Origin of the sequence: Nocardioides sp. zg-1228, from assembly GCF_017086465.1 — a bacterium.
Lineage (GTDB): Bacteria > Actinomycetota > Actinomycetes > Propionibacteriales > Nocardioidaceae > Nocardioides.
Genome location: NZ_CP070961.1, coordinates 3,569,006 through 3,585,427 on the forward strand (window position 1 = coordinate 3,569,006; position 16,422 = coordinate 3,585,427).

The 16,422-nt window shown below is 72.1% G+C and carries 16 protein-coding genes and 3 tRNA genes; 7 read left to right on the forward strand and 12 right to left on the reverse strand.

Annotated features, from left to right (window positions below):
• Positions 1-42: 42 nt before the first annotated feature.
• From JX575_RS17165 to JX575_RS17180, 4 genes are all read right to left on the reverse strand, one after another.
• On the reverse strand, positions 43-1,173 hold the full coding sequence (locus tag JX575_RS17165) for a phosphate ABC transporter substrate-binding protein PstS (RefSeq protein WP_186339278.1): 1,131 nt from the start codon (positions 1,171-1,173) through the stop codon (positions 43-45).
• A 117-nt stretch (positions 1,174-1,290) separates the two neighbouring features.
• Positions 1,291-2,157, reverse strand: a complete 867-nt coding sequence (locus JX575_RS17170) for an NUDIX hydrolase (protein WP_186339279.1) — start codon at positions 2,155-2,157, stop codon at positions 1,291-1,293.
• A 68-nt stretch (positions 2,158-2,225) separates the two neighbouring features.
• Positions 2,226-2,387, reverse strand: coding sequence for a hypothetical protein (locus tag JX575_RS17175; protein ID WP_186339280.1), 162 nt, complete (start codon positions 2,385-2,387; stop codon positions 2,226-2,228).
• A gap of 197 nt (positions 2,388-2,584) precedes the next feature.
• The gene (locus JX575_RS17180; RefSeq protein ID WP_056598399.1) at positions 2,585-2,788 is read right to left on the reverse strand and encodes a cold-shock protein; all 204 of its coding nucleotides are present in this window, start codon (positions 2,786-2,788) and stop codon (positions 2,585-2,587) included.
• A gap of 285 nt (positions 2,789-3,073) precedes the next feature.
• Here JX575_RS17180 and JX575_RS17185 point away from each other — a divergent pair, with 285 nt between their 5' ends.
• The gene (locus JX575_RS17185) at positions 3,074-4,600 is read left to right on the forward strand and encodes a M81 family metallopeptidase (RefSeq protein WP_241005229.1); all 1,527 of its coding nucleotides are present in this window, start codon (positions 3,074-3,076) and stop codon (positions 4,598-4,600) included.
• Here JX575_RS17185 and JX575_RS17190 read toward each other — a convergent pair.
• Positions 4,583-5,311, reverse strand: a complete 729-nt coding sequence (locus tag JX575_RS17190) for a copper homeostasis protein CutC (RefSeq protein ID WP_186339281.1) — start codon at positions 5,309-5,311, stop codon at positions 4,583-4,585. The two genes, JX575_RS17185 and JX575_RS17190, sit on opposite strands and share 18 nt — an antisense overlap.
• 101 nt (positions 5,312-5,412) lie before the next feature.
• Here JX575_RS17190 and JX575_RS17195 point away from each other — a divergent pair, with 101 nt between their 5' ends.
• Entirely contained in the window at positions 5,413-6,183 is a 771-nt protein-coding gene (locus JX575_RS17195) for an aspartate/glutamate racemase family protein (protein WP_206054436.1), read from the forward strand.
• Positions 6,184-6,267: 84 nt separating this feature from the next.
• Here JX575_RS17195 and JX575_RS17200 read toward each other — a convergent pair whose 3' ends face one another.
• Positions 6,268-8,037, reverse strand: coding sequence for an ABC transporter substrate-binding protein (locus JX575_RS17200; protein WP_186339282.1), 1,770 nt, complete (start codon positions 8,035-8,037; stop codon positions 6,268-6,270).
• Between the two features lie 59 nt (positions 8,038-8,096).
• Positions 8,097-9,275, reverse strand: a complete 1,179-nt coding sequence (locus JX575_RS17205; protein WP_186339283.1) for an AfsR/SARP family transcriptional regulator — start codon at positions 9,273-9,275, stop codon at positions 8,097-8,099.
• 89 nt (positions 9,276-9,364) lie between these two features.
• Here JX575_RS17205 and JX575_RS17210 point away from each other — a divergent pair, with 89 nt between their 5' ends.
• Together JX575_RS17210 and JX575_RS17215 are read left to right on the forward strand one after the other, a co-directional pair.
• Complete coding sequence (locus JX575_RS17210) at positions 9,365-9,928, forward strand: CGNR zinc finger domain-containing protein (protein ID WP_186339284.1); 564 nt, start codon at positions 9,365-9,367, stop codon at positions 9,926-9,928.
• Between the two features lie 60 nt (positions 9,929-9,988).
• A tRNA-Lys gene (locus JX575_RS17215) sits at positions 9,989-10,061 on the forward strand.
• Between the two features lie 27 nt (positions 10,062-10,088).
• Here JX575_RS17215 and JX575_RS17220 read toward each other — a convergent pair.
• Positions 10,089-11,111: an NADPH:quinone reductase gene (locus JX575_RS17220; protein WP_186339285.1), complete on the reverse strand. Its 1,023-nt coding sequence runs from the start codon at positions 11,109-11,111 to the stop codon at positions 10,089-10,091.
• A 113-nt stretch (positions 11,112-11,224) separates the two neighbouring features.
• On the opposite strand from JX575_RS17220, the gene JX575_RS17225 reads away from it, so the two are divergent.
• On the forward strand, positions 11,225-12,313 hold the full coding sequence (locus JX575_RS17225; protein ID WP_186339286.1) for a phosphatase PAP2 family protein: 1,089 nt from the start codon (positions 11,225-11,227) through the stop codon (positions 12,311-12,313).
• Between the two features lie 12 nt (positions 12,314-12,325).
• Here JX575_RS17225 and JX575_RS17230 read toward each other — a convergent pair whose 3' ends face one another.
• Entirely contained in the window at positions 12,326-13,813 is a 1,488-nt protein-coding gene (locus JX575_RS17230; protein WP_186339287.1) for an NAD(P)/FAD-dependent oxidoreductase, read from the reverse strand.
• 227 nt (positions 13,814-14,040) lie between these two features.
• Here JX575_RS17230 and JX575_RS17235 point away from each other — a divergent pair, with 227 nt between their 5' ends.
• Positions 14,041-14,976, forward strand: coding sequence for an ATP-binding protein (locus tag JX575_RS17235; protein WP_186339288.1), 936 nt, complete (start codon positions 14,041-14,043; stop codon positions 14,974-14,976).
• 58 nt (positions 14,977-15,034) lie between these two features.
• On the opposite strand, the gene JX575_RS17240 is transcribed toward JX575_RS17235, so the two are convergent.
• The 3 genes from JX575_RS17240 to JX575_RS17250 form a co-directional block, all read right to left on the reverse strand.
• Positions 15,035-15,388: a metallopeptidase family protein gene (locus JX575_RS17240; RefSeq protein WP_186339289.1), complete on the reverse strand. Its 354-nt coding sequence runs from the start codon at positions 15,386-15,388 to the stop codon at positions 15,035-15,037.
• 145 nt (positions 15,389-15,533) lie between these two features.
• A tRNA-Asp gene (locus JX575_RS17245) sits at positions 15,534-15,610 on the reverse strand.
• Positions 15,611-15,698: 88 nt separating this feature from the next.
• Positions 15,699-15,774, reverse strand: a tRNA-Glu gene (locus tag JX575_RS17250).
• A 162-nt stretch (positions 15,775-15,936) separates the two neighbouring features.
• Here JX575_RS17250 and JX575_RS17255 point away from each other — a divergent pair.
• Positions 15,937-16,326 (forward strand): response regulator, encoded by a 390-nt coding sequence (locus JX575_RS17255; protein ID WP_186339290.1) that lies wholly within the window; start codon positions 15,937-15,939, stop codon positions 16,324-16,326.
• The last annotated feature ends 96 nt before the right edge of the window (positions 16,327-16,422 follow it).

Consider the following 16,422-nt stretch of genomic DNA (forward strand, 5'->3'; position numbering starts at 1 on the left):
CGGGCCCGGTGGCCCGACCCACGCCTCGGTGCTGTGGGCGGCTCAGCCTGCCGAGATGGTGTCGACGATGGCCTGCGCCTCGGAGATCACCGTGGCGGTGAGGGGCGCCGAGCCGGCCTCGCTCTGGCCCATCTCCTGGCCCTCGTCGCTGAGGATGTAGGTGAGGTAGGCCCTGACGTTGGACGCGGTCGCCTCGTCGTCGTAGGACTCGCACGCGACCATGTAGGACGTCAGGACGATCGGGTAGACCCCGGCCTCCTCGGTCGTGTAGTCGAGCTCGTAGGCCATGTTGACCGCGGAGTCCTCGTCGAGCCGGGGCGACACCTCGAAGATCTTGGCGGCCGCCTCGGCGCTCGGTGCGACGAACTCGTCGCCGACGCCGATGTGGGCCTGGCCCAGGCCGCCGGCCTGGCTGGCGTCGGCGTAGCCGATGGTGTGGGGGGCGTCGGTGACGACCTGCACGACGCCCGAGGTGCCCTTGCCGCTCTCGCCGCCGGCCTCGTTGGGCCACTGCTCGACCTCGCCGTGCGGCCAGGCGTCGCCGGCCACGGTCGACAGGTAGTGGGTGAAGTTGCCGGTGGTGCCCGACTCGTCGGAGCGGTGGACGGGGGTGATGTCCTCGCTCGGCAGGTCGGCGTCCGGGTTGTCCGCGACGATGGCCTCGTCGTCCCAGCGGGTGATGTCGCCGGCGAAGATGCGGGCCAGCGTCTCCGGCGAGAGGTTGAGCTCGTCGACGCCCTCGAGGTGGTAGACCACCGCGATCGGCGAGACGTAGTTGGGGATGGTGATGGGCTCCGAGCCGCACCTCTCGGTCGCGGCGCTGAGCTCGCCCTCCTCGTCGTCGAGGTAGGAGTCGGTGCCGGCGGTCGGGAAGCCGCCGGAGATGAAGTTCTCCCGGCCGCCGCCGGAGCCGACGGGGTCGTACGACACGGTCACGCCGGGCGCGACCTCGCTGAAGCCGACCATCCAGGCGTTCTGCGCGGACTCCTGCGAGGAGGCGCCGCCGATGGCGAGCTCACCGGAGAGGTCGGCGAAGTCTCCGTCCCCCGGCCCGCCGGTGGCGGCGGCCGCCTCGTCGGCGGAGTTGCCGCCTCCGCAGGCGGTCAGGGACAGGGAGAGGGTGAGCACGGCGACGCTCGGGGCGAGCAGCGTGCGGAGGGAGGTGCGGTTCACGTCGGTCGCTCCTGCTGGAGGTCTGAGGGGTGCTGACGACCAGAAGGTAGGCAGCGCAGGAGAACGACCACCGCGCCGACGGTGAACGCGCGGTGAACTCGGCCGGACCGGTTGGCGTCAGGGCTGCACGAGCTGCGACGCCACGACCCGGCCCTCGCGGTGGTGGGCGATGAGCATCGCACCGGGCTCGAGGGTGACGTCGGGCACCTCGAGCGCGTCGAGCACGGTCGGCAGCACCGGCCGGTGGGTGCAGAGCACCGCGCCCCCTCCGTCGACGTCGTCATCGAGGAGGGCGTCGACGAGGTCCACGACGGCCTCGACCGTGGCGTCCTCCTCGCTCAGCTCGTCGTGGAGCACGACGGGGCAGCCCGCCACGTCGGCGTACGGCGCCACCGTCTGCACGCAGCGGGTGCTGGAGGAGGAGTGGACGGCCGTCACGCCGAAGGCGGCGAGCAGGGGCACGAGCCGCTGCGCCTGGGACTCGCCGAGCTGGACGAGTGGGCGGAGCCGGTCGTCCTTCGTCCACCCGCCGCGCGCGCGGGCCTTGCCGTGGCGCAGCACGACCAGCGGGCGGGTGCGGCGCCGCAGCGGGTGCGCCTCGTCGAGGGTGTCGCGGTCGTAGGGGTAGGTCAGCCGGTCGCGGGCGGCCTGCCGGTCCACCCACTCCACGGCGTCGATCTCGTCGTTGGCGCGGTAGCCGGCGACGTCGTCGCTCCCCACCGCCCGCGCGGTCCAGTAGTCCACGGACTTCCATCGACCAGTGGACATCCGGTAGCGCTGCCGGGGCAGCGCGGGCCCGAGGCACACGTCGAGGCCGGTCTCCTCGGCGACCTCGCGCACGGCCGCGGTGACGGCGTGCTCGCCGGGGTCGAGCTTGCCCTTGGGGAAGGACCAGTCGTCGTACTTGGGACGGTGCACCAGCAGCACCTCGCCACCCTTGCGGGTCACCACGGCTCCGGCAGCGCGCACGTCGCGGGACTCCATGCCAGTAGTCTCACACCCACCGCGACCCGCGAGGAGTGCTGCGCCGCCTCTCGCGCCGCGCGAGGTGCTCAGTCCTGCGGCTTGCGGGGGGTGACCCCGAGGATGCGGTCGATCTCGTCCTGCGAGAGGTGCTCGTCGGCCTCGCTGGCGGCGATGATCAGCGTGGTCGTGAGCTCGACCTCGCCGAGGAGGTCACCGTCCTCGAGGGTCACGTCGAACTGGTCGTGCATCCGTCACCCTCCTGACTCCCCTGACGGCACATCTGGCTCGCGTCGACTCTAGTGTTCGTGACAAGTGTGGCGGACTCCCGGGCGCCGCACATGACCCGAATGTGTCAAGTGTGCCCGCAAAACGGCTCTGGCCCCACCCCGCTAAGGGGGAGGGGCCAGAGTCGGATCAGATCTGGAACAGGTCCAGCGTCAGCCGATCAGAGCGGACGGACGTTCTCCGCCTGGGGGCCCTTGGGACCCTGGGTGACGTCGAACTCGACCTTCTGGTTCTCGTCCAGCGACTTGTAGCCGTTGGACTGGATGGCCGAGTAGTGCACGAACACGTCGTCGCCGCCGTCCTCCTGCGCGATGAAGCCGAAACCCTTCTCGGCGTTGAACCACTTCACGGTGCCTTGAGCCATGTGCTCGGTACTCCTGTTTATCGGAACGAGAAGCCGTCGCTTCGACGGCCCCGCAGCAAGTGCGGTGACACGTCGCTCCGACTTACAAGCTGGAAGGGCCCGAAGAGGGAAACGCCGTTGGATCACAAACTCCGCGGGCGTCAACCTGCTGGAACTTGCACCTGTTGCACGACAGACACTACCAAGAAATCCCGCGACGTCACCGGTCCGAAGGGACCTGTTGACGAACATCCGGCGAACGGGCCTGCCGACCGGCCCCTCGACACGCCCTGACACCATCGCGAGGTGACCACCGACGCGGTCCTCCCGGACCTCCCCCGCGTGGCCGTCTGCGGCATCAGCCTCGAGGCGTCCACCTTCTCCCCCGCTCTCACCACCGCTGCGATGCTCGCTCCCCGCCGCGGCCGCGAGGTGCTCGACGCCTGGCCGTTCTGGGCGGCCGGCGGCGCGCTCGCCGACCGGGCGGAGTGGATCGGCATCCTGCAGGCCCGCAGCATCGCGGGCGGCGCGATCCCGGCCGACGACTACGCCCAGCTCAAGGCCGAGGTCCTCGCCGGGCTCGTCGCCGCGGTGGGCGAGGCGCCGCTCGACGGCGTCGTCCTCGACATGCACGGCGCCGCGAGCGTCGTCGGCCTCGACGACATGGAGGGCGACCTCGCGGTGGCCGTGCGGGCCGTGGTGGGCCCCGACTGCCTCATCAGCAGCGGGATGGACCTGCACGGCAACGTCTCGCGCACCCTCGCCGAGACCGTCGACCTGCTGACGACCTACCGGACCGCACCCCACGTGGACTGGCAGGAGACCAAGGAGCGCGCCGCGCGCAACCTCCTCGACCGCCTCGCGCTGCCGTCGGGACGCCGCCGCCCGGCGAAGGCCTGGGTGCCCGTGCCCATCCTCCTGCCGGGCGAGATGACCAGCACCCGCCAGGAGCCCGCGACGAGCCTCTACGCGCGCGTGCCGGAGATCGAGGCGCTCGACGGGATCCTCGACGCCGGCATCTGGATCGGCTACCCGTGGGCCGACGAGCCGCGCAACGGCGCGGTCGTGATGGTGCTCGGCGACGACGCCGCCCTGGCGATGGCCGAGGCGAGCGCACTCGCGAGCGAGCTGTGGGAGCGACGCGAGGAGTTCGGCTTCGTCGCCCCGACCGGCACGCTGGCCGAGGTGCTGGCGGCCGCGATCGCCTCCGCCGAGGCGCCCTATGTCATCTCCGACTCGGGCGACAACCCGACCGCGGGCGGCGCCGGCGACGTCACGTGGACGCTCGCCCGGCTGCTCGAGAGCGAGGGGCTGCTCGCGAGCGGCAAGCGCGCGATCTACGCCTCCATCCCCGACGCGACCGGCGCGCTCGCGGCCGCGGAGGCCGGCGTCGGGGCCGACGTACGCCTCACCGTGGGAGCACGCGTCGACGCGCGGCCCGAGCCGCCGGTGGAGGTGTCGGGACGGGTGGTCGCCGTCGTGCCGTCCGAGGACAACCTCGAGGTCGTGGTGCGCACCCCCGCCGTGGACGTGGTCGTGACCCGCCGGCGCAGGCCCTACCACCTCGAGTCCGACTTCACCCGGCTCGGCCTGGACCCCCGGGGCGCCGACATCGTGGTGGTCAAGATCGGCTACCTCGAGCCGGAGCTGTTCGACCTGGCCGCCGACTGGATGCTCGCGCTCACCCCGGGAGGGGTCGACCAAGACCTCGTGCGGCTCGGCCACCGGCGGGTCCGGCGCCCGATCTTCCCCCTCGACGACGTCTCGGACGTCGACCCCCTCGCGGAGGCCGAGCTCTTCCCCGGCGACACCGGCTCAGCGACCCAGGGCTGACAGCACCTCCGCGACCACGGCGGCGCTCGTCACGCTGCGCGGAGCCTCGTCGTAGCCCGGCGACACGCCGGCGCGGGCGACCGGCGCGGCCGCCCGCAGGTGCACCTCGCGGGCGCCGGTCTCGGCGACGACGCGGGCCACGTTGTCCGGGCGCACGCCTCCGCCGACGGCGATGCGGACCTCGTCGCCGCCCCGCCGGACCAGCTCGGCGAGCTCGGTCAGGTGGTCGAGCGCGGGCCCGGGTCCACCGGCCGTGAGCACCCGGGTGATGCCGAGGTCGGCGAGCAGCGCCAGCGCGGACAGCCGGTCGGGCACGGAGTCGAAGGCCTTGTGGAAGGTGACCGGTGCGTCCCCGCAGGCCGCGACCAGGCGGCGTACGGCCGCCGCGGCGACGGTGCCGTCTGGCTCGAGCGTGCCGAGGACGAACCCGAGGCGAACCGACTCCTCCAGCGCGGCGCGGGTGGCCTCGATGTCGGCCACCATCACGTCGACCTCGGCCGCGGAGTGGACGAAGTCACCGGGTCGCGCGCGCACCAGCACCCGCACGTCCAGGTCGGCGGCCGAGGCCGCGCTGTGCCGGACGAACCCGAGGGTCGGAGTGGTGCCGCCCTCGGCCAGCCCGGCGCACACCTCCACGGCGTCCGCGCCCGCAGCGGCCGCGATCCCGGCGCCCCCGACGTCCTCCAGGCAGATCTCGACGAGGGCGTCCACGGGGCCACGGTAGGCGCTCGGGACGTCCGTCCCAGTCGGACCCCAGCGACGCGAGTCATGATGGACGTCTGGGGTGTGCCCGGACGAGAGGGGGCTGAGCCGTGTTCCACATCGGCGTCCTCGCTCCGCGCCTGCACAGCGCCGCCGAGATGTTGCGCCGGATCGACGAGGTCAGCGCCTCCCACCCGGACGGCCACCAGCAGCCGGAGCTGAGCCTGGTCTGGCAGCCGCTGGCGGGCGGCGCCGACGCGTGGCAGCGCAACGACCCCGACACCGTGCGCACCCAGCTCGCGCTCGGCGCCACCCGGCTGCGGGAGGCGGGCGCCCACTTCTTCGTCTGCCCCGACGACACGGCGTACGCCCCGCTCGACGAGCCCGGCGCCGACCTCGCCCTGCCCGGACTCCACGCGGCCTCGGTGGTGGCCGCCGAGGCGCAGCGACACGGGTACGCCAGGGTCGGCGTGCTCGGCACCCGCTGGACGCTGGAGTGGCGCCGCTACGCCGACGAGCTCGAGCCGATGGGCATCGCCGCCGTGCCGCTCGCACTGACCGACCAGACGACCTTGCACTCCATCGTCTTCGACGAGCTCGTGCACGGGAGGACCTCGCTGCGCTCGCGCGACGTCGTGCTCGAGCTCATCGACGGACTGCGACTGCACCGCTGCCAGGCGGTGGTCCTCGGCTGCTCCGAGCTGGGGGCACTGGTCACGCCCGCCGTCTCCCCGCTGCCGCTCCTCGACACGACCCGGCTGCTGGCCGACGCCGCCACCGCGGTCGCCGTGGGCGACGCACCGCTGCCGCACTGGCGCGGCGGCCCGGGCGAGCCGGCACCCGGGACCACCTCCCCCGACGTCCGCACCGCCACGCGCTGACGCGCGCCGACACGCGCCGACGCGCGCCGACACGTGGAATGGGGGCTCCCGGAGACCGGGAACCCCCATCCACGCGCGCCAGGATCACTGCATGACGAACAGGTCCTTGTAGTTCGGCGCGCCGATCGAGCCATCGCCCGTCGGATTGCCGACCTTGGTGCCGAACACGAACAGGTCGTTGCGGTAGGCGGTCGGGATGATCGGGAAGTACTCCGTCATGATCTTCTCGTCCAGGTCGCCCCACGCGTCAGCCTGCTCGTCGAGCGGCAGCGTGTTGATGCGGTCCATCTCCTCGTCGACCGACTCCTCGGAGAAGTAGGCGGTGTTGTAGACCGCGCCGGTCCGGGCGAGCGAGGGCAGGACCGTGGAGCCTGACGGCCAGTCCGAGCACCAGTTGACGCCCCGGAAGTTGAGCTTCTTGTTGACCTTGTTGTCGGGGTCGAGCCAGATGTTGTAGGGCGACTCCTGCACCGGGATCGCCTTGACCGAGAAGCCGGCGGCCTCGAAGCCCTTGGTGGTCTGGTCCTGGGCCGCCTTGGCCAGCGGGTCGACCTCGTAGTAGATCATGGTGATCGGGTAGGGGGTCTCGACACCGGCCTCCTCCAGGAGGGCCTTGGCCTTCTCCGGGTCGTAGGTGATCTGCTCACCGTCGACCTGGAAGTCCTTCTTGCCGGCCATCCCGGGCGGCATCAGCGAGTTGGCCGGGACGCGGGTGACACCGGGCACCTCGCCGCTGGCGATCCACACGTCCTCGTAGGGGTAGGCGTAGGCGAGCGCCTTGCGGACCTCGATCTCGGGGATCTTGGTGTAGTCCGGGGTCAGCGTGGAGACGCACTGCGAGGTCTGCTGGACCAGGCGGTCACCGAGCTGGTCGTTGGCGTCGTTGTACTTGTCCGAGCCGAGCGCGGTGGCCACGGCCGTCTGGCTGTCGGCGTTGTCGGAGAGCATGATCTCGTCGACCTTGGCCTGGTCCTGGTTGAACTTGAAGACGAACCCGTCGGCGTACTGGTGACGACCCGGGTCGGAGTCAGCAGCCCACTGGTCGTTCTTCACCACGACCAGCTCCTCGTTGGGCTTGAAGCTCTCGATCTTGTAGGGACCGTTGGACAGCGGCTTGGTGCCGTAGTTCGGCGGCTCGGAGGCGTCGCCGAGGGGCGCGGGGCCCATCGCCATGAACGCGCCCCAGTAGTCCATGTCCGGGAACGGCTGCGACATCGAGATGGTGATGTCCTGGCCGTCGACCGCGATCCCGTCCCACTCCTTGCAGTCCGGGTCCTTGGCCGTGTAGGGACCCGCGTAGTCCTCGGCACCCGCGAAGTAGGTCTTGGAGTACTCGGTGCCCGGACCGGACGGGAACGCCTCGGAGTCGAGCGAGCGGCAGATGCCGAACGCGACCTCCTCGGCCGTGACGGGCTTGCCGTCCTCCCACGTCGCGTCGTCACGGATGGTGAAGGTCCACTCCGTGTAGTCGTCGTTGGGGGTGCCCAGGTCGGTGGCGAGGTCGGGCACCAGCACGGGCTGGCCGTTCTCGTCACGGATGTACTGGGTCAGCGAGCGGCTCGTGAGCGCCTGCTGGATGGAGTTGCCGGTCACCGACCAACCACCGGTCGGGTCGAGCGAGTTGGGCCCGGGATCGCCAGGCAGGTAGACCGTGATCGTCCCGCCCGCCGACGCTCCTTCGACCTCGGCAGCGGGGCCCTGGCGCTCGGGGTCCTTCGTCCCACCTCCCTGCTCGCTGAAGTCCCTCTCGGTCCCCGACCCGGACTCACCGTCGTCCGACGACCCGCCACCGCAGGCGGCGAGCGTCAGTAGGGCAGCACCGGCAACGAGCGCGAGCGGCTTGTTCCGCTTCATCCTGTCCAGCCTTTCGTCCTCGAGTTGGCCGGGAAGTGTCCTCGGCCCTCTCCAGGACGCTAGGCGGGGAAGGTCCGCCCGCGACGGCGGTGATCGTCACGAAACGGTGACCGTTGGGCCGGGTCGGTAACGGAGGGGTCACGGTGCGCCGGGCGGCGTCCGACGCCCGGGTGCTGCCCCGGACCGTCGTCGACGACCACCACCACGACCGGCTGGCGGCAGCACCCGTCGTGGGTGCACGCCCCGGCGTCACCGACGCTCGCCCGTCCCGGCGCGGTGAGGGGCCCGCGCGCGCGGCGGACCAGCTCGTCCGCGAGGCGATGGTCCTGCTCGTCACCGCCGTCGAGGACCACCACGGCACGGTGCGCCCGCGACTCGTCGCGAGCGACGCCGCGGTCGAGGCCGAGGACGGCGGGGTGGTGGAGCAGGACGTCGGCCTGCATCGCGGCGAGCGCCGGCGTGGGGTCGACACCCAGCTCGTCGGCGAGCCGGCTCCGCAGCGTGGCCAGCACCGCGAGCCCCTCCGCCTGACGGCCGTCGCGGACGAGAGCGACGGCCCAGAGCCCCCAGAGGCGTTCGCGCAGGGGGTGCCGTCCGGCCAGGTCCTCGAGCGCCGCGGCCGCGCTGGACGGGCGGTCGAGGGACAGGTCGATGACGGCCCGGGCGACCCGCGCCTCGAGGCGCAGCTGCTCGAGCCGGTGTCGCTCCGCGACCGCCGCTGGCAGCTCGCCGAGGTCGGCGTAGGCCTCGCCGCGCCACAGCCGCAGCGCGGCGGTGAGCCCCGCCCGCCGGGCCTCGGCGGCCTCGACGCCCGGCCCGACCGGGAGGTCCGGGAGCAGCGCCGGTCGCATCGGGTCGGGCAGGCGGCGCAGCCGCTCCCGCGCGGAGCGTACGGCCGCCTGGAACCGCTCGACGTCGACCTGCTCCGGGTGCACGGCGAGCCGGTAGCCGCTCGCCTCGTGCACGAGCAGCGACGAGGCGGCCCGTGGCCGCCGGCCGGGCTCGAGCAGGCGACGCAGGCCGGCGACGTAGCCCTGCAGCGTGTTGGCGGCACCGGGCGGAGGGGCGCCCTCCCACAGGGCGTCGATGATCCGCTCGGCGGCGACCGGCCGGCCGCGCTCGAGCACGAGCAGGGCCAGGAGGCTGCGCAGCCGTCGCGCGCCCATGGCCACCGGGACGTCGCCGACCCGGGCCGCGCTGGGGCCCAGCACGTCGATCCCGACCTGCGCAGCCAGCATGACCATCCCCCGCCTGTTACCTCACGAGACGTTATGATGGTAACCACCTCGTCACGGGGTTTCGCGAGGACGAGACGCGGGAGGGCTGAGTGGACACCGATCGCCCGGCACCGGGAGCGCTGGAGGAGGTGCGCCACCTCCTCAACACCGACGACCGGTTCCATGGCATCGACCACGGCCAGGACGTCGGCTCCCTCAACCGCTTCCTCGCCCGCGCCGGCTCGGCCTACGCACCCCTCCCGGCCACCGCGGACCTCAGGCCCTACCGCGCCTTCCGCGACGTGGTGCGCGACCTGCTGCTCCGGCCCTCGCCCTCGACCCGATCGGCCTTCAACGACGTCGCCCGCCGCCATCCCGTGCGGGTCGAGGTGGGCGAGCACGCCGCGCGCCTGCGGTGGGCCCGCCCGTCGCGTCCGGCGGCGGTCGAGCGGATCGTCGGCGACGCCGTCGCGATCGTCCACGAGGCGATGCTGACCGGGCAGTGGGAGCACCTGCGCGAGTGCCAGCGCGATGACTGCCGGTGGATCTACTACGACCCCACCCCCACCCACGCGATGCGCTGGTGCAGCACCGACCCCTGCGGCAACGTGATGAAGGTGCGCGCCTACCGCGCCCGGCGGGCGGCCGACGGGCACCACGACCGCGCGCTCTGAGAGGATCGCACCACGCGTGGGTCTGTCGGACGGTTCGCCGGACGCGGAGGCTCGCGCTCCGGGCCTCTAGCTCAATGGGTAGAGCAGCGGACTTTTAATCCGTTGGTTGTCGGTTCGAGTCCGACGGGGCCTACCGAACGCCGGTCGACGCGCGGCTCGCTCAGGCGTCGACGACGTCGATGAGCACCTTGCCGACCGCGCCGGCCTCGACGGCGGCGTGGGCGTCGGCCGTCCGCTCGAGCGGGTAGTGGTGCAGGGGCAGTCCGTGCTCGTCCCCGACGCCCAACGCACCGTCGGCGAGAGCGGCGGTGACGTCCTCCGCCGCGGCCCGGAGGGCGTCCGGTCCGACGGTGTAGAGCAGCACCCACTGGAAGCGGGCGTTGGTGGAGAACGTCTCGCGGACGCTGAGGGTCAGCTCGTCGCCGCCGTTGTTGGCGTAGATCGCGATCGTGCCGCGGGGCCGGATCACCCGGAGGTCGTGGCGGAGGTTGGGTGCGGGCGCCACCTCGACGACGAGGTCGACGCCGGCAGGGACCAGGGCACGCACGGAGCCGACGAGATCGTCCTCGCGGTGATTGACGACGTGGTGCGCTCCGGCAGCCGTCGCGAGCGCCGCCTTCGCGTCGCTGCTCACCGTGGCGACCACCGTCGCGCCGGCCCAGCGCGCCAGCTGGATCGCCGCGTTGCCGACCGCGCCGGCGCCGCCGGCGACGAGCACCGTCATCCCCGCGAGCGCTCCGGGCGAGAGCCGGTCGGGACCGTCCTCGGAGGTCGTCAGCGCGCGATGGGCGGTGACCGCGGGGACGCCGAGGGAGGCGCCGAGGTCGTACGACGCGGCCTCGGGCAGCGGTGCCACGTGGGCGAGCGGCAGCACGACCTGCTCCTGTGCCGTGCCGCCCGGCCGGGTGTGCTGGGCCAGGATCGTCCACACCCGGTCTCCCACGGCGAAGGCGGTGACGCCGGGGCCTACGGCGTCGACCACTCCCGAGCCGTCCTGGCCCGGCACGATCTCGGGGAACGCGAGCTCGCCCATGCCGCCGGCGCGGAACTTCCAGTCCGTGGGGTTGACCCCGGCGCGCACGATCCTCACCCGGACCTCGCCCGGGCCGGGCTCCTCGGCCGTCCGCTCGACCAGCCGGAGCACCGACGTGTCACCGCTCTCGGAGTAGACCACTGCTCGCATCCCGTCATCCTCGCCCGGCGTCGCGTGGCGGACAACCGCCTCCCGGGTGCGCCCGGGCTTGACCAATCCGCGACAATGGGAGCATCCGCCAGCCTGAGCACGACCGGAGTCACATGCCCGCGCCTTCGCCCGCCGCCCTCGACGCACCGACAGGCAGCCGGCGACGGTGGACGTCGCGGCCCTACACGTTCCTGGTGGCCAACGCGATCCTGATCGGCATCGTCACGTTCGCCACGAGCATGCTGCTCGACCGGCCCGTCGCCGACCCCGAGGGGAGCTTCCTCGGCCCGTCGTGGGTGCGCCTGCCGGTCCTGTGCGCGGCGGCCATCGTGCTCGACCTGCTCCCCCAGGCGCTGTGGCGGGGGCGCCTCGACCCGGCCCGCACCGTCGCCGCGATCCGGGACCGCCTGCGTACGCACTGGACCCGCGCCCGCCTGCAGCTCGTCATCGTCGGCATCTCGGGCTTCTACGTGGTCTACGTCGCCTACCGCAACCTCAAGTCGCTGCTCCCGCTGGTGCGCGAGGTGAAGTTCGACAGCGAGCTGCGTGCCCTCGACCGCTTCCTGCTCCTCGGCCACGACCCGTCGACCCTGCTCCACGACATCCTCGGCACCGGCATCGCGGCGCACCTGCTGTCCGCGGTCTACCTCGCCTACATCCCGCTCGTCGCGATCCTGGTCACCGTCTGGCTGGTCTGGTCGCGCAACATCGGCCACGGCTGGTGGTTCGTCACCGCGCAGGGCATCGCGTGGACGCTGGGCGCCGCGTCCTACTACCTCCTGCCGACCCTCGGGCCGGGGATCATGTACCCGTGGCTGACCAGCGACCTCACGCCCAACGGCACCTCCGACCTCATGGAGTCGCTGGTCTACACGCGGCAGGGCTTCCTGTGGCACGAGGGCGACTACCAGGGCGTCGCCGGGTTCGCGAGCCTGCACACCGCGATCGCCCTGCTGTGGGCGCTGATGGCGCAGTACACGGTGAGCAGCAAGATCGTGCGGCGGATCTTCTGGGTCAACTTCGTCCTGACCGTCATCGCCACGCTCTACTTCGGCTGGCACCACATCGCCGATGACGTGGCCGGCGCTGCGATCGCGATCATCGCGTTCGTGGTCGCCGCCCGCGTGACGGGTCACCAGCTCCGCCGGCCGAAGGGCGAGCCGGCCCCGGAGTCCGATCCCGCGGCCCCGTCGAGCGCCTGAGCGCGTCCGCCCTCAGGCGCCGCCGACGCGATCGGCCGGGACGCCGCGCGCGCCCGAGTCGGTGAGCTCGGCCTCGCGGACGGCGGACGCCTCGAGCTCCTGGCGCCGCGTCTCCTGCATCATCGCGCGCGTCGCGTCGTAGATGCCCGGGTCGGAGACCAGGTCGGCCGCACCGCCGCGCAGCCGCGCGAGCGCCGCACGGGCGAAGATCTGCTGCTCGGTGGTCGTGCGCTCCGAGCGGCGGTTGCTCGCGAAGGTGATCGCCCAGCGCATCAGCGCCGAGACCTGGTTCTTGAAGCCGGTGAGGTAGACGAGGTGCACGCCGAGCCACATCAGCCACGCCAGCACGCCGGTGAGCCGGAGCTTGCCGACCATCGCCACGGCACGGAAGCGGCTGATGATGGCCATCGAGCCCTTGTCGAAGTACTTGAACGGCGCCTGCGGGGCCTTGCCGTCGAGCCGGTTGGCGATCTCCTTGGCGGCGTACTTGGCGCCTTGGATCGCGACCTGCGCGACGCCGGGGAGGTTGTCGAGCGCGATCATGTCGCCGACGACGAACACCTCGGGGTGGCCGGGGAGGGTCAGGTCGGGGTTGACCGAGATCCGCCCTGCGCGGTCCAGCGGGGCACCGGTCTGCTCCGACAGGGTCTTGCTCAGCGGGTTGGCCTGCACGCCGGCGGCCCAGATCTTGGCGACGGAGCTGATCCGCTCGACGCGGCCGTCCTTGAACTTCACGTCGAGGCCGCGCTCGTCCACGTCGGTCACCATCGCGCCGAGCATCACCTCGACGCCGAGCTTCTCCAGCTCGGCCTTGGTCTTCTCGCCCAGCTTGCTGCCGAACGGCGGCAGCACCTGCCCGGCGGCGTCGATCAGCACGACGCGGGCGGTGCGGGTGTTGATGGCGCGGAAGTCCTTGCGCAGCGTGCGGTGGGCGAGCTCGGCGATCTGGCCGGCCATCTCCACGCCGGTCGGTCCAGCGCCGACGACGACGAAGGTCAGCAGGTGGTCGACATCGTCGCCCCGCCTGGCACCCAGCTCGGCCATCTCGAAGGCGCCGAAGATGCGGCCCCGCAGCTCGAGGGCGTCGTCGATGCTCTTCATGCCGGGAGCGAACTCGGCGAAGTGGTCGTTGCCGAAGTAGGACTGGCTGGCCCCGGCGGCCACGAGCAGCGAGTCGTACGACGTCACCGTGTCGCGGCCGAGGACCGTGGACGTGACCGTGCGGGCGGTCAGGTCGATCGCCGTCACCTCGCCCAGGATCACGCTGGCGTTGTGCTGGCCACTGAGCACCTCACGGGTCGGCGGGGCGATCTCGCCCGCGGACAGGATGCCGGTCGCGACCTGGTAGAGGAGCGGCTGGAAGAGGTGGTGGGTGGTCTTGGCGATGACGGTCACGTCGACGTCGGCCTTGCGCAGGGCCTTGGTCCCGAACAGCCCGCCGAAGCCCGACCCGATCACCACGACCTTGTGGCGTTCCGACTGCGTCGCGGTCGAGGTCATGGGAGCTCCTGGGGTCGTGAGGTGCGGCGGCGTGACGCGCGCCATCACGCCATTCTCGCTCGGCGCGCACGGCTGGCGAAACGCCTGGCGCGTCTGCTTGCTCACACCCACTACCCAGCCGTGCGAGAAACTATGGTGTTCGTCAAGGTTTGAACCACGCGTGCCTGGGCAATCATGGATCCACTGGACTGTCCACCACTGCTCGTCCCCGCCCGAAATGAGTCCCAGTGCCGTTGAGCTCCGAGTTGACGCTTGCGTCCTCGCCGCGCGCTGCGGCCGACGCGCGTCGCTGGGTCGGGGACATCTGCCTGCGGCTCGAGCGTGACGACCTGGTGGAGTGCGCCGAGCTGGGCGTCTCGGAGCTGGTGGCCAACGCCCTCCTGCACGCCGCCGCCCCCTACCGGGTGCGGGTGCGTGGCACGGCCTCCCACCCGCGCATCGAGGTGATCGACGGCTCGCCCCGCCCGCCGGTGCCGCCGGCACCGGTCGAGGGCGACGACCTCGACCTCCTGCTCACCTTCGGCCGTGGCCTCTCCATCGTGGCCCAGTGTGCCCAGGCGTGGGGCGCGACCATCGAGTCCGACGGCAAGATCGTCTGGTTCGAGCCGGCCCCGGAGATGACCGACACCGGGTCGGTCGAGTGGGTCATCGACCGCCAGGACCCGGCCCGGGCCGAGCCCACCAGCGAGGACGCGGTCGACATCCGTCTCCTCGGCGTCGACCTCCCCCTCTACACCGCCCTCACCCGGCAGTACCACGAGCTGCGCCGCGAGCTGCGCCTGCTGTCGCTCTCGCACCAGTCCGACTACCCGCTGGCGGGCGACCTGACCTCGATGTTCGCCAACTTCGAGCGACAGTTCCCCGAGACGTACGTCGAGCAGGTCCGCGCCGCCGAGGCGCGCGGGCTGAGGCGCGTGGACCTGGCGTTCCCGATGGTCCGCGAGTCGGGGCCGATCTTCGTCACCATGACCGAGATGTTCGACGTCGCCGACGCGTTCTGCCGGGCCGAGCGGCTGCTGTCCATCGCACGCACGCCCCGCCAGCGGGCTCTGCACAACTGGCTCCTCGGCGAGCTGGTCCACCAGCTCGACGGCGCCAGCGCGCAGCCGTGGGACGGCAGCCCGCGCGCGATCACGTCGTCCTCGGCCAGCCAGGTCGGGTGACCTCGCTCCTCGCCGCACCCCTGGTCCCGGGTGGTCCAGCGCCGCGTGCGGGTCGGGTCTAGCCCCAGCCCAGCTCGTGCAGGCGCCGGTCGTCGAGGCCGAAGTGGTGGGCCACCTCGTGGACGACGGTGATGCGCACCTCGTCCTCGAGGTCATCGACGGTGTCGGCCATGTCGAGGAGCGGCCCGCGGAACAGCAGGATCCGGTCGGGGAGCATGCCGGAGTGGTTGGCCGGCCGCTCGGTCAGGGCGAGCCCGTCGTAGAGCCCGAGGAGGTCGGGGTCGTCCGGGGGCGCCTCCGGCTCGACGAGGACCACCACGTTGTCCACGAGCCGGGCGAGCTCGTCGGGGAGGCCGTCGAGGGCCCGCTCCACCATGGCGTCGAACGCGTCGGCGTCGAGGTCGATCGGCATGGCGTCAGCCTAGGGTCGCCCGGGAAACGCGCGAGAACGTGGTCACCCCGCCGAAGCGCCCAGCCACCGACGACCAGGCCCGAGATGACCAACCTCGAAATGACCAGCAGGGTGAGCCTGGTGGCTCACCCTGCTGGTCATGCGTTGGCGACCCCGACGGGACTCGAACCCGCGGCCTCCGCCGTGACAGGGCGGCGCGCTAACCAACTGCGCTACGGGGCCAGGTGACAACTGGTCGAACTGGTGAAGCGGTGGAACTCTAACCCATGGTCTCCGGCGGCACCCAATCGGCGCCCACCCCCGACTCGGGTGGCACCCCCAACCGGATTCGAACCGGCGCTACCGCCGTGAAAGGGCGGGGTCCTGGGCCGCTAGACGATGGGGGCCAGCTCGTCCGGGACGGACCCGGTCGAGCAGCGCCCAGCATAGGGCCAGCCGTCGACGGGCACCCAACCCGTCGACGCCGCGGAGGGGTCCGCAGCCCGCTCCGCGGACAAGATTTGGGCAGACGCCCCACCACTTGCCACCCGTTTGACTAATCTTGACGCGTGAGCAACGAGCGGCAGCTGCGGTTCCTCGTCGTCGATGACAACGAGGACATCCGCGACGTCTTCTGCCGCCTGGTCGAGCGAGCCGGCCACGTGGCGTCCACGGCATGCGACGGCCAGGACGCGGTGGAGACCTTGGAGCGCGAGCGCTTCGAGGTCATGCTGCTCGACCTGACGATGCCCCGGATGAGCGGCGTCGAGGTGGTGCGGTGGTTGCGCGAGCACCCCGACGTGGCTCCCGGACTGCGCGTCGTCGTCATCTCCGCCTGGGCCGGCGACAACCGCGCGGTCCTCCAAGAACTCGGCATCACGACCGTCATGCAGAAGCCGCTGCGGATCCAGCAGCTGACCGACCTGATCGCCGAGACCCTGCGCGACCTGGAGTCCTGACCCGCCCCTGTCACCCCACGGGCAAGGAGTCCCGCGCAGAGCCCCGTGCGCCTCCCCGGCGTACACCATCACCCCACCTTGGAGAACACCATGATG